The organism is Nonomuraea gerenzanensis (genome assembly GCF_020215645.1).
Taxonomy (GTDB): domain Bacteria; phylum Actinomycetota; class Actinomycetes; order Streptosporangiales; family Streptosporangiaceae; genus Nonomuraea; species Nonomuraea gerenzanensis.
In genome coordinates, this window is sequence record NZ_CP084058.1 from 5,276,506 (window position 1) to 5,289,020 (window position 12,515).

Here is a 12,515-nt window from a genome sequence, read left to right on the forward strand (position 1 = left end):
GCCCGCCCTCCGGCGGCGTCGCGTGCGTGCTGCCCGTGTCAGGAACCTTCGCAAGGGCCGCACGCACGCGGACGCGCCGGGGCGGTGAGGCGGTGGCGAGGGCGCCGGTGCGGCGACCGTCAGCCGAACGTCACGACCAGCCGCCCGTCCGAGGCGAACGACCAGCGCAGCGTGCCCGCGTAGGACGAGCAACGGGAGCCGTTCGTGCCGGTCCAGAACTGGTTGGAGCCGTCGCTGTTACCGACGATCTTGTCATTGGTGCCGCTGCCGCTCCGGCACGAGGTGTTGTTCCTGAACACCGAGGTGCCGCCGTCGAAGGAGAAGTTGCGCTCGGCGTTGTCGATGCTGACGTTGTCCGCGATCGACATCGTGCCCAGGTTGCGGTTGTAGGTGAAGCCGTGCTTGCCGTTGCGGTAGGCGAGGTTGCGCCGGATGACGTGGTTGACGCCGATGTCCTCGCCGCCCAGCTTGTAGCCGTTGCGGTCGCCGTTGCCGGCCTGGCTGCCGTCGCTGAGCGTGCCGTTGCCGTACGCCAGGGAGTCCTCGATCGTCACCGGGCCGATGGGACCGGTGTCGGTCTTGGTGTAGAGGTCCCAGCCGTCGTCGATGTTGTTGCGGGCCACGGCGTACCGGAAGACGTTGCCCGAGCCGACCGTGAGCTTGGCGGCGAACCCGTCGGCGTCCTCACCGTCGGAGTCGGCGTTGTCGTGTGACAGGGCGCTGAGGATGAGGTTGTCGGCCGGCCACTGCGAATCGGGCGTGTCGGAGGCGATCCTGGACAGTTGCAGGCCGGTGTCGCGGTTGTGGCGCGTCACCGTGCGCTCCAGGATGTTGTGGCTGCCGCCGACGAAGATGCCGTTGTCGCCGGCGCGCTCGACGACGACGCCGTAGACGTGCCAGTACGAGCCGTTCACCGCCAGGCCGCGGTTGGCCGGGTCCTCGCTCTGGGCGGAGAAGTTCAGCACCGGGGTCTCGCCCGGGTAGGCCGACAGCTTCTTGCGGGCGGCGGCGGTGCCGTCGTTGCCGGGCGCGATGGTGACCGTCTGCGCGAAGTCGTAGGTGCCGCCGCGCAGGTAGATCGTGCCGCCGGCGGCGATGCGGGTGAGGGCGGAGGTGAGCGTGGTCGGGTCCGCCTGCGTCCCGGCGGCGCCGTCCCTGCCGCCCGGCGCCACGTACAGCGTGCCGCTCGCCGGCGGCGGCGTCACGGTCGGCGTGACGGTCGGCGTCACAGTGGGGGTGGGGCTCGTGGTCGGGCCGCTCCCGGTGGGGCGCAGCGTCCACTGCTTGGTGGCGGCAGAGTCGCAGGAGTTCTGCTGCAGGACGGCGCCCGCCGCGGTCGAGTTGTCCTTGACGTTGAGGCACTTGCCGCCGTTGCCGTTCACCACCCGGTAGCCGGCGCCGGAGACGACCAGTTGCCAGGTCTGCGAGGCCGCCCCGGTGCAGGTCTCCTGCTGCACGGCCTTGCCCGCGCTGGTGGAGGCGTCTCGGACACCGGCGCACTTGCCGCTGTGCTCGGCCTTGATCTGGTAGCTGCTCCCGGACGCGGTGAGCGTGAAGACCTGCCCGGCGCCGCCGGTGCACGCGCTCTGCACCAGTTGCACGGCCTCGCCGGTGCTCTGCCCGGGCACCGCGGCGCACAGCCCGCTGCCCGCGTTGACCAGCGTGTACGAGCCGCTCGCCGGAGCGGCGGAGGCCGGCAGGTTGAGCACGGCGATCAGGCCGCCGGTGGTGAGCAGGCCCGCGGTCGCCACGACGGCGAGCCTGCGTGCCAGGGGTGGGTGGTTGCGCACGTTTCCATCCATTCCATACGGGGGTGGGGGCGTAGGACATGGTGAAGCCGTCGAGCACCGGCGAGTTGACAACCGGTTGCAGTAACAGTGACGTTACCTGGCTGCAACGTCAATACAGCCAGGTAAAACTGCAAACCGGGTGCGGTATCGGCCCTGGTAGTTCTGCTTTTTCTGCAACAACCGATTGCAAGCTTCGCCGCCTCCGCCGTACAGGCTTGATCGATTTTTGGTACGTTGTGTCGCCTTCCTTCCGATCTGTGACCTTGGAGCTGCCGGATGTTCGCGACCCGCCTGGGAGAGGACGGCGCGGTGCTGCGCCCGCTGGAGCCGTGGCGGGCCGAGGAGTTCCTCGCCCACATGGAGCGGGGGCGCGAGTTCATCGGACGCTTCATCGCGCTGCCCGACGCCGTGGTCGACCAGGCGTCCAGCCGGGCGTTCCTGCAGGCGTACGCGGACAAGGCGGCCGCCGACACCGCCCGCATCTACGGCATCTGGACGGACGGCACCCTGGTCGGCGGCGTCCTGTTCCGTACCATGGACGTCGCGATGGGCGTCGCCGAGGCGGGCTGCTGGCTGGAGCCCGCCGGTGTCGGCAAGGGGCTCGTCAGCAGGGCCGCCCGGCTGGTCATCGACTGGGCCGTCGAGGAGCGCGGCATCCACCGCATCGAGTGGCGCGTCGCCTCGGCCAACGAGGCCAGCATCGCCGTCGCCCGCCGGCTCGGCATGACCCGGGACGGTGTGCTGCGGCAGAGCTACCCGTACCGGGGCGAACGGCACGACGTAGAGGTCTGGTCCGTGCTCGCGCCGGAATGGCGGGCGAACAAGGGCGCGACTCCGGCCGCCTGACGCCTCAGCCTGACGCCTCAGCCGGCCGCCTCAGCCTGACGCCTCAGCCGGCCGCCTCAGCCTGACGCCTCAGCCGGCCGCCTCAGCCTGACGCCTCAGCCGGCCGCCTCAGCCTGACGCCTCAGCCGGCCGCCGACTCCAGCACCTCGCGCGCCTCCAGGATGTCGGCGGCCTCCTCGACGGAGAAGCTGCGCGTGCGCACCCCGCGGTTCACCTCGCTGGTGACGTACCCCTCCTGGGCCAGCCGGACCAGCACCGAGCGCATGGTGCTGCGGGAGACGTTGCACCTGCTGGTCAGCTCGGCCTCGGTGAGCCGGCTGCCCGGCTCGATTCCGCCCGACAGCAACAACGGGCGCAGGCCCTCGTAGGCCTCGTCGTGCCTGGTCCGCGAGGCTCTGTCCTGCGCGTCGGCGTCCTCCCTGAATTCCACCGTGATCACCTGTGTCTCGGAGGAGATGGCTGTTGCTCCGGGAGTATTCCTGCTCGGCCGCGTCACCCGCGTCACCCGCGTCACCCGCGTCACCCGCGTCACCCGCGTCACCCGCGTCACCCGCGACGCCGCGAACGGCCCGCGCGTGGCCCGGGTGTGGCCCGCGTGTGGCCCGCGTGTGGCCCGCGTGTGGCCCGGCACCCGCCCGCGGGTCAGCGCAGGAACCGAAGCACGGCGTGCCGGATCTGCGCGGGCGTCATCGGGTCGGTCGACAGGGCGCTGTGCAGGACGAGCCCCTCGATGAGCGCGTCGAGCTCCCTGGCGGTGGTGGCGTCGAAGTGCCGCTCCAGCGCCTGGCGGTTGCGCGCCATCCAGGCCTGGGTGACGGCTCGTAAGGCGGGGTTGCGCGCCGCGGCCACGTACAGCTCCACAGTGAGCACGAGGTCATGCCGAGACCCGAGCAGAGCGTCCGACACCAGCGCGATGACGGCCTCGGCCGCCTCACCCGGATCGCGGGCGGCGCTCAGGTGCTCGTCGAAGACGCGCGCCGCCGCCTCGGCGTGCCGGGTGAACGCCTCGGCGAGCACCTCGTCCAGCGACGTGAAGTGGTACGTCATCGAGCCGAGCGGCACGTCGGCGGCGCGCGCGATCTCCCGATGCGTGGTGCCGGCGACGCCGCGCTCGGCGATGACGGCGAGCGCCGCGTCGATCAAACGATCCCGCCGCCCCGGGTCGTGCCGCCGCGCCCGCCGCCTCGGGGCAGGACCGCTCACCTCGCGCCCGCCGTCCCCGCTCATGTGGCCCCGGCTCCCGCCTCGCCCGGCTCGATCGTACGGATGACCCGGGCCGGATTGCCCACCGCGACGACGTTCGCCGGCAGATCGCGGGTGACCACCGCACCGGCGCCGACCACCGTGTTCTCCCCGATCGTCACCCCGGCCAGCACGATCGCCCCGCTCCCCAGCCAGACGTTGTCACCGATGGTGATCGGCTTGGCGGCCTCCCACTTGGCCCGGCGCAGCTCCGGATCGACCGGGTGCGTCGGCGTCATGAGCTGCACGTTCGACCCGATCTGCACGTCGTCCCCGATGGTGATCGGCGCCACGTCCAGCGCGACGAGCCCGAAGTTGGCGAACGACCGGGCGCCGATGCGGAGGTGACTGCCGTAGTCGACCCGCAGCGGCGGCCGGATCACCGTGCCCTCGCCGACCGCCCCCAGCAGCTCCGTGAGCAACCGGTGCCGCAACTGCGGATCGCGGGCCGACGACGCGTTGAACGCCTCCATCAGATCCATGGCCCGCAACATGTGCTCCGCCAGCTCCGGGTCGTCGGCGATGTACAGGTCACCGGCCAGCATCCGCTCACGCATCGTGCGGTCGTCCACGTCGTGTGTCATGTGTACAAGCGTACATAACGGCGGGCGTGGCTGGACGGCGATCGGTCAGCATCCCTCCGACGGGTTTGGACGGGGTCGCCAACAAAGCGTTGCGCGCCAATTTGATCGAAAAGCTGGAAAAGACGCCTGCGGCCGTCATCCGGATCGGATCGATTCTGATCGTGAAGACCGAAAGCGAGCTACGCGTTCGCGAGTTGACCGCGCAGGAACTGCAGTATCTCGAGGCGAACCCTGGACCGAGAAAGGATCCTGCCACCGCCGCCATGGTCTTCAGCCTGCATGAGGGGCCGAAGGAATTGAGCGAGGTGCGCACCAGCCCCGTGTCGGGGAACGAGTGAGCAGTGGTCGAGCGTCGGACACCACAGCGAAATCACCGGAATCCGAGCCGTGTCAGCTCCGCACGTATCCTCTCGACGAGTTCCGGCTCGCTGGAGCCCAGCGGCACCTCGTCGAGCCGCAGCACCCCCCGCAGCCGGTGGGCGTCCAGATTGAGATGCCCGAGGACCAGGTCGAGGTAGGAGTGGGCATCACGCTGAGCGAAGGGGGCGAACGCCTGGCTCAGGTGCAGGCATTCGACGTAGGCCGCCGCGAGCTCCGGGAGGTTGGCTCGGCGACTGGAGAGCAGCCACAGGCGCAGCAGAGCGTGAGCTGGTGAGACGGCGCGGTCCGGCCAGAAGCCGGCGAAGGTCGTGATAGATCTGCTGAGCTCGTCCGCCAGCGGCTCCACGGTGTGCAGCAGGACATCCTCTTCGTAGCCGCAGATGAAGTGGAGTTGCCGGACCGATGGCTGGAACTCGTTCATCATCCAGGCGTAGGTGCCGCGCTCGATCGAGCGGTAGGTCCAGTACGGGTCCACGGTGGGCAGATTCGCCGGCGGCCCGGCGGTCCAGCGGATGATCACGTCGCGTTCCTCACCTGCGCCCGTACGATCGAGGTCGATGGCGTGGATCAGGTTGAACCAGGCGTTGTAGCCGATCTGCGACTGCCAGAAGCGGGCCAGGCCGCGCCACCTGGAGATCACGTATCCCGGCTCGTCGAAGAGCTCTCCGCCCGAGACCTCACGAGAGACCAGTACGAGGAGCAGCAACAGGTTGACGCTGTAGGCGGCGAATCGGGCCGGAACCGTCCTGAACGCCTCGATGCGCCCCGGCTGATAGGCGTCGAACGCCGATGAGGTGCGGGACGTGAGTGCGTTCCGGAACATGCCGAGCAGAAGATCCTTGCCCTCCGGCAGTTCGCGGAGCAACTCGTGGAGGAACTCCGGGATCGATTCGCGGGAGGAGAGCGGGGTGTGGGACAGCAGAGCATGGAGGAAGGCGTTGTCGGGGCTGGTGCGTCTGGCCCGGGGGGCGGACAGCCGGGCCTGCGCCAGCAAGTGACGCACTTCCTGCGCGGTGAGCCGCGCGACCAGGTACTCCCCGAAGGTGGCGTGCAGGAACTCGTAGGTCTTCAACCGCCGCTCGTCCTGGAGAGCCTGCGCTTCATGGACGAAGAAGAATCGCCCTACAGCCAGCTGGCTCGCGCTCAGGGCGGGCTGGAAGCTTCGGGAGGACATGGGCGCTTCGGGCAGCAGAGCTTGGAGATCGGCTTCCAGCTCCTCCTCGGTGATCCACTGGCTGTCGCGGTTGAACATGCCGAACGCGACAACGGACAACCGCAGCAACTCCCTGTCGATCGCTCGATCGAGCTCTGCCTCGCTGAGCTGGGATCCGTACTTCATCACCTCGCGATGGGCGAAACGGACGAGAATCCGTTCGTACAGCTCGCCCCGGGCCAGCTCGCCCTCGCCGCCGAGCGGGGCGCCTTCCGCGTCGTAGAGGGCGAGCAGCAGTAACAGCAGCGGCTGGGCGGCGAGGTCGCCCAAGGAAAATACGACGTCAGTGCAAAGACCAGTGCGGTTGATCCGGTTCCAGATCCCCACCCACTCGGCGACCTGGGCATGTTGGAAGGGCTCCAGCCGGACCATGGTGCTGCCCAGCGGCATCCGCGCACGATCCGCGACCGCTGTACGACTGGTCACGATCACCGCGGTAGGCCGGCCCTGGGCCGTTTCGCGTTCCTGGAAGGCCGCCACCCGCTCGAGGAAGTCGGAGTTGCCGATCCGCGTGGCCTGGAGCAGTTCGTCGAAGCCATCGAGGAGCACCACGGCCACCACGCCGGTCTCATGGATCGAGGCCCATGGACGGTGCTCGCCCGTTGCCTGCCGCATCGCGTGCTCCATCTGCGTCTGCAGGTCCGCCTCCATGGGGACCTCCCGCAACGGCACGCGGAGCACCACGAACTGACTCGCCGGCAGCTCGGCGGCGAGGACCTTCGTCAGGACGGACTTGCCGGCTCCCGGCTGACCGAGCACCAGCAGCGGGTACCGGGTGGCGGCGGGGTGAGTGAGGTGACCGAAGAGGAACGCGCGCAGATCCGCTTGCACCGGCACCTCCGCCCACCAGTGGTCCTCGGCCGGTCTGGCTGCGCTGTCTGCTGCGGTGAGGCGGAAGCAGGGGCTGATGTAGGCGTCACTCAGCGACGGGATCGTCACACCGGCGGGCAGGTCCGTCGCGGACAGGATGGGCTTGCCGAGCGCCAGGCGATAGATCCGGGACAGCGCTTCACGTACACCGTGGGGCTTCGTCCCCGATCCCGCTGATTCAAGCAGCCTCCGCAGGTCGCTCAGGCCGGCGTCGAGCTTCTCCCGAGTGGCCTGATGATCGATCCGGTTGCTCCAGTACGCGATCTCGGGCACTTCCGCCTCGAGCCGGTGGAAGAGATCGGCATATCGCTCGCGGGCCTGCGCTGGCAGCCCGGTGGTGAGCCATTCGTCATGATGGCGACGACGTGTCTCGTCCATCGCCTCCCACCGCTGCAGCCCGTTGATGAACACCTTCAACCTCGAGCCAAGCTCGGCGTAGTGGGACTTCAGGTCCTCAAGGACGATCTCGTACGGCGAGGCGGGGCTCGGGCATGGCACCTGCATATGCAGGAGCCGCTGCACCAGGTGTCCAAGGGCGGAGCCTCCGGCCCTCTCGTCGCCGGCGATCAACAGCTCCTCCTGGCGTAGCAGGCGGAGTTCCTCGTCGCTGAACCGACGGCAACCCTCAGCCGCCGCCTCGAAGAAGGCGGTCACCACGATGACCGTGTGAGCGGCTGCGATGCGTTGGGTACGCGAGAAACGATCCAACCCGCGCAGACGATCGCCGAGCCCCGTCCCGAGCTGCCGGCTGAGCCTGGCCAGCTCACCCTTGGCGTCGAAGAGGCTGAGCGCGAGCTGGCTGCCACCCCCGGTCGCTGCCAGGAGCAGCCCGCCTGTCAGCCGGTCGAGCGCGTCGGCGAGCCCGGTGTCCGCACCGAGAATCCTGACAGCGTTGGTGTAACTGAACCAGCCGTTCGTCACGACATGAGCATCGCCGTGCACCCTCTCATAAGCAATGAGGTCGCAGGTTCCGCGGCAACGGGGTGAGCTCGCTCGAGCCCGTTGTCCGGGGCGGATGGCAAGATGTGAAGATCGCAGGCGTTCGAGGAAAGAGAACCACCGGCATGGCCGTCATCCACCGCACCGTCCTCAACCCGACCAAGCTGGAGCTGCTCACCGGCTGGCTGCCCTCCCGCCCCTGGTACCAAGGCGGCCAGGGCACCCCAGAGCTGGTCAAAGCAGGAGGCTTCCGGCTGGACGACCCCGAGGGCGAGGTCGGCATCGAGTTCATGGTGGTCACGGACACCTCCGGTGCCGGGGCCACCTGCTACCTGGTCCCGCTCACCTATCGCGGTGCCCCGCTCGACGGGGCGGAGCACGCGCTCATCGGCACCATGGAGCACGGCGTGCTGGGGCGGCGCTGGGCGTACGACGGCTGTCACGATCCGGTGCTGATCGCCCAGTTGCTCGCACTGATCGCCGGCAAGGCCGAGGCTCAGGACCAGAACATCAGCGACACCCCCGATCGGGAGGTGACCCGCTCCAGCGCCGCCCCCGCACCCGAAGGCTTCTCCGCCGACGCCACGGACGATCAGGAGGGTACCGAGCTGCGTGCGGCGGACGGCACGGCGCTGCGGCTGCAGCGGGTCCTGCGTCCCGGCGGGGACGACGAGGCCGCGCTGCCGCCGGAAGTGATCGGCCACGTCGCCGGGGCCTGGAGCCTGCCGGACGGTATCCCAGTGCGCGGGCTGTTCGCCGCCCTGCGCACCGGTTCTCGCGCCTGAGCGCCGGTTCTCGCCCGGACGGGTCAGGCGTCGGTTGAGGTGCGGAGGGCGCTGCCCGCCAGCCACTCCTCCCACGACTTGGCCCACGGCGTAGGCCCGTTCCCGAACTGCAGCCGACGCGAGGTCCCCACGACCTTGATGATGTCCCCCCGCTGCGTGAAGTTGTAGAACCACCGGGCATGGTCCATCCCGGCGTTCACGCAGCCGTGGCTGACGTTGCGGTGCCCCTGGTCCCCGACCGACCACGGGGCCGCGTGGAAGAACATGCCGCTGTAGGTCATGCGGACGTTCCACTTGGTGTGGTGGAAGTACTCGCCCGGGATGCCGACGGTGGCCGAGTCCATGAGGAAGTTCTCGGCCTTCTCCTGGGCGATCATGGTGCCGGAGTAGCTCTCGTAACCGGGCTTGCCCAGGCTGACCGGGATGGTTTTGACGACCTCGCCGTTCTTTCGGACGATCGCCCGGTGTGCCTTGTTGCGGATCGTGGTGATGTGCTCCGGGCCGACGGTGAAGGTGACGGTACGGTCCTTGGCCCCCCACAGATCCTGGCCGATGCGCAGGCCGGCCAGGTGGGCGACCACCGTGACGCGCTCGCCGCTCGGCCAGTACGTACGCGGCCGGAACTGCACCTCCCGATCGCTCACCCAGCTCCAGGCCCCCTCGACCGGCCGGGACATGTGCACCGCCAGCGAACGTTCGACCGCCGCCCTGTCCTCCTGCTCGCGCACCGGCTTCGACAGCAGGAGCTGGATCGGCATCCCCACGCCGACCCGCTCGCCGTCCAGCGGCGACATGCCGGTCTCCAGCACGTGCCTCGGCTTCAGCGTGGTGAACGCGGCCCGCTTCGTGACCGTCTGCCTGCCGTCGGCGCCGGTGGCCTGCGCCCGCACCGTGTACTGGGTGGACGGCCGCAGGGGCCACCTCGGCCGCCAGGTTCCGTCGGCGCCCAGGGTGCCGCTGACCTGGCGTCCCTTGGCGTCGGCGACGGTCAGGCCGGTGACCTTGCCGTCGGTGACCCTGATGCCGATCCCGGTGTCCGGCGGGACCTTCTTCGCGCCGTGTACCGGTGTGATCGTCAGTGCGGGCGGTGGTGGCGGGGCCTGCTCCCGTTGTGGTGCGGGGTGCGTGGCCGGGGCCGAGGTGCACCCGGCGAGCGTGAGCAGCACCACTGTGGATGTGCTGATGAGTATGGTGCCGCCGTTCCGCATCGCCGAAGCCCCCACTTCTCCCGACACATGGGCATATTTCCGATCACGTGGCCCCTCGTCGGGACGAGAAGTGTTATGCCCGTCACTGTGAGTAATCATGCGGAGATTTCTGGCCGACCCGCCGACCGTCACCCCCGGGACGCCGGCTTGAGCAGCCCCCTCTCGTACGCCACCGCCACCGCAGCCGCCCGATCCTTCACCCCCAGCTTGGCGAAGACATGCAGCAGATGCGTCTTCACCGTCGCCTCCGTGATGAACAACCTCCCAGCGATCTCCCGGTTCGTCGCCCCCCGAGCGATGAGCCCCATCACCTCCACCTCCCGAGGGCTCAACACCCGTACCGCAGCCTCACGCACCCGCTGGTCTAGCACGCCCGCCACCGTAGGCGACAGGACCGCCTCCCCCCGGGCCGCCGCGATCACAGCCCGCCGCAGCTCGTCTCGCGGCGTGTCCTTCAGCAGGTATCCGGTCGCCCCCTCCTCGATGGCGGGCAGCACGTCGGCGTCGTCGTCGAACGTGGTCACCACCAGCACCCGCACCCCCGGCTGCTGCTCCCGCAGGCGGCGGATGACCTCGACCCCGCCCATGTTCGGCATCCGCAGATCGAGCAGGACCACGTCCGGACGGGTACGCAGCGCCACCGCCAGAGCCTCCCGGCCGTCGGCCGCCTCGCCGACGACCTCGAAGCCATCGGTGTCGAAGATCCCGCGCAGCCCGTCACGTACGATCGGATGATCATCCACGATGATCAGGCGGATCGGCATCACGACCTCACCGCGGCGGCGGGGATGGCCGGAACGGTGGCGGAGATCCCCGTGCCCTGACCGGGCGCGGTCTCGATCGCGAAGCTGCCGGCCAGGCGGATGACGCGCTGGCGCATCCCGATGAGCCCGAACCCGCGCGACCTCCCCGGCTCGTGCACGAAGCCCGCCCCGTCGTCGCGCACGTCCAGGGCGACCACGTCGTCCATGTACGACAACGTCAGCACCACCCGCCCCGCCGAAGCGTGCCTGGCGACGTTGGCCAGCGCCTCCTGCGCCACCCGTAACAACGTGCTCTCCACCTCCGCGTGCAACGGCCGCGCGTCCCCCGTCACGGACACCTCGGCGGGCACCCCCGAGACCCGCGACCATCGCGCGGCCACCTCCGACAGGGCCGCCGCGAACCCCGGGCTCTCCTCCAGCGGCGCCGGCCGCAGCGCGTGCACCGAGCGGCGCGCCTCCGCCAGGCTCTCCCTGGCCAGCCCCCGTACGGTGGCCAGCCGATCACCGGCCCCCGGCACGTCGCCGAGCGCTTCGAGCTGGGTGAGGATCGCGGTCAGCCCCTGCGCGAGCGTGTCGTGCATCTCCCTGGCCATCCGCTGCCGCTCACCGAGCACCCCGGCCTCGCGCGCCTGGTCCAGGAGCTGGGACTGCAGCGTCGCGTTCTCCTCGGCGAGCGCGGCCAGCCGGGCGGAGGTCTGCTTGAGCTGCTCGTTCTGCTCGGCGACCGTCTGGAAGACCAGCCCGGCCATGGACGCGATCAGCACGCCCACCACGAACGAGGCGAGCAGTTCCACCGGCGTCCGGCCGTCGGCGGGCCGGGCGGCGACGAGCACGCCGGCCGTCACCGCCACCCCGGCGTACGCCCACAGCCCGGGCAGCAGGGCGAAGCACTGCAGGAACGTCCCGACCCCGGTCACCGTGAACACCGTGTCGATCCTGACCAGCGCCGCGACGGCGGCGAGCAGGACGGCGAAGTAACCGATCACCACCCAGCGGCGGGCGACCCACTCGGGCTGCCGGGCCACGACCACCCAGTGCCAGGCCGCCGTGAACAGCGCCAGCGCCAGCACCTCCACCCGCCACTCCCGCAGCAGCGAGAAGAGCGCGGGCAGCAGGACGAGCAGGTACGGCAGCGCGGCCAGGACCCGATCCCAGCGCCTGAGCGTCACCACCGGTACGCCCGCAGCGCGACGCCGCCCGCCACCACCGCGATCGCGACCATGACGCCCAGCGTAACCGCCGACCCGGGAGTGCCCGCCCACCCGTCGCGGACCGCCTCGACCACGGGGGCCATCGGCGTCAGATCGCCGATCGCGCGCATGGAGCCCGACATCGTCTCGCGGGGGATGATCGCCCCGGACAGGAACACCATCGGGAAGAACAGCCCGAGCCCGATGACGGTCGCCGCCCGCCCGCTCGGCACCAGCGCGCCCAGCAGCAGGCCGACGGACCCCAGGCTCAGCGCGCCGAGCAGCCAGCCGAGCAGCACGCCGGTGAGGTCCGCGGGGGCCGCCAGGCCGTAGAAGAGGGCCGCGACCAGGACGATCACGGCCGTCCCCGCCGCCGCCAGCAGCATGTGGGCGATCCACTGGGCGCCGAACAGCATGGCCGGCGCCGCCGGGGTGGCGCCCAGCCGCCTCAGCACGCCGCGCTCCCGGTACTGGGCGAGCGTGGCCGGCAGGATCACCAGCGCGGCCAGCCCGATCACGAACGCCGCCAGCATCGGGACGGTGGCGTCCACCAGCGGCACCCCGCTGGACAGCGGCTTGTTCCCGCCGCGCAGCTTGACCCACAGCATGATCAGCGGGAAGGCCAGCGCGAAGAAGGCCGACATGGGCTCGCGCAGGCCCAGCTTGAGCTCGACGGCGACGACGGTGGCGAAGCCCTTCATGG

Annotated in this window: 12 protein-coding genes; 3 read left to right on the top strand and 9 right to left on the bottom strand. The window is 70.1% G+C overall.

Annotated features, from left to right (window positions below; translation table 11 throughout):
* Window positions 1–119 precede the first annotated feature (119 nt).
* Window positions 120–1,790, bottom strand: a complete 1,671-nt coding sequence (locus tag LCN96_RS24730; protein ID WP_225275260.1) for an RICIN domain-containing protein — start codon at window positions 1,788–1,790, stop codon at window positions 120–122.
* Window positions 1,791–2,066: 276 nt separating this feature from the next.
* On the opposite strand from LCN96_RS24730, the gene LCN96_RS24735 reads away from it, so the two are divergent.
* Window positions 2,067–2,636: a GNAT family N-acetyltransferase gene (locus LCN96_RS24735; RefSeq protein WP_225275261.1), complete on the top strand. Its 570-nt coding sequence runs from the start codon at window positions 2,067–2,069 to the stop codon at window positions 2,634–2,636.
* A gap of 121 nt (window positions 2,637–2,757) precedes the next feature.
* Here LCN96_RS24735 and LCN96_RS24740 read toward each other — a convergent pair whose 3' ends face one another.
* The 3 genes from LCN96_RS24740 to LCN96_RS24750 form a co-directional block, all read right to left on the bottom strand.
* Window positions 2,758–3,066, bottom strand: a complete 309-nt coding sequence (locus LCN96_RS24740) for a GntR family transcriptional regulator (protein ID WP_225275262.1) — start codon at window positions 3,064–3,066, stop codon at window positions 2,758–2,760.
* 212 nt (window positions 3,067–3,278) lie between these two features.
* Window positions 3,279–3,863: a TetR/AcrR family transcriptional regulator gene (locus LCN96_RS24745; protein ID WP_225275263.1), complete on the bottom strand. Its 585-nt coding sequence runs from the start codon at window positions 3,861–3,863 to the stop codon at window positions 3,279–3,281.
* The gene (locus LCN96_RS24750; RefSeq protein ID WP_225275264.1) at window positions 3,860–4,462 is read right to left on the bottom strand and encodes a sugar O-acetyltransferase; all 603 of its coding nucleotides are present in this window, start codon (window positions 4,460–4,462) and stop codon (window positions 3,860–3,862) included. Before LCN96_RS24750 ends, LCN96_RS24745 begins: the two co-directional genes overlap by 4 nt.
* Window positions 4,463–4,527: 65 nt before the next feature.
* Between LCN96_RS24750 and LCN96_RS24755 the strand changes: the two genes are divergently transcribed.
* Window positions 4,528–4,800 carry a hypothetical protein gene (locus LCN96_RS24755; protein WP_225275265.1) on the top strand — a complete coding sequence of 91 codons (273 nt, stop codon included), beginning with the start codon at window positions 4,528–4,530 and terminating at the stop codon, window positions 4,798–4,800.
* A gap of 32 nt (window positions 4,801–4,832) precedes the next feature.
* Here the strand turns inward: LCN96_RS24755 and LCN96_RS24760 are convergent, their stop codons facing one another.
* Complete coding sequence (locus LCN96_RS24760; RefSeq protein WP_225275266.1) at window positions 4,833–7,847, bottom strand: NACHT domain-containing protein; 3,015 nt, start codon at window positions 7,845–7,847, stop codon at window positions 4,833–4,835.
* Window positions 7,848–7,990: 143 nt separating this feature from the next.
* On the opposite strand from LCN96_RS24760, the gene LCN96_RS24765 reads away from it, so the two are divergent.
* Window positions 7,991–8,650, top strand: coding sequence for a maltokinase N-terminal cap-like domain-containing protein (locus LCN96_RS24765; RefSeq protein WP_225275267.1), 660 nt, complete (start codon window positions 7,991–7,993; stop codon window positions 8,648–8,650).
* 23 nt (window positions 8,651–8,673) lie between these two features.
* Here LCN96_RS24765 and LCN96_RS24770 read toward each other — a convergent pair whose 3' ends face one another.
* The 4 genes from LCN96_RS24770 to LCN96_RS24785 form a co-directional block, all read right to left on the bottom strand.
* On the bottom strand, window positions 8,674–9,816 hold the full coding sequence (locus LCN96_RS24770) for a L,D-transpeptidase (RefSeq protein ID WP_225275268.1): 1,143 nt from the start codon (window positions 9,814–9,816) through the stop codon (window positions 8,674–8,676).
* Between the two features lie 170 nt (window positions 9,817–9,986).
* A complete protein-coding gene (locus LCN96_RS24775) occupies window positions 9,987–10,622 on the bottom strand; it encodes a response regulator (RefSeq protein WP_225275269.1) in 636 nt (211 codons plus the stop codon).
* Complete coding sequence (locus tag LCN96_RS24780) at window positions 10,622–11,791, bottom strand: sensor histidine kinase (protein WP_225275270.1); 1,170 nt, start codon at window positions 11,789–11,791, stop codon at window positions 10,622–10,624. The genes LCN96_RS24775 and LCN96_RS24780 overlap by 1 nt, the downstream gene beginning before the upstream one ends.
* Window positions 11,788–12,513 (bottom strand): ABC transporter permease, encoded by a 726-nt coding sequence (locus LCN96_RS24785; protein ID WP_225275271.1) that lies wholly within the window; start codon window positions 12,511–12,513, stop codon window positions 11,788–11,790. The genes LCN96_RS24780 and LCN96_RS24785 overlap by 4 nt, the downstream gene beginning before the upstream one ends.
* Window positions 12,514–12,515: the final 2 nt, after the last annotated feature.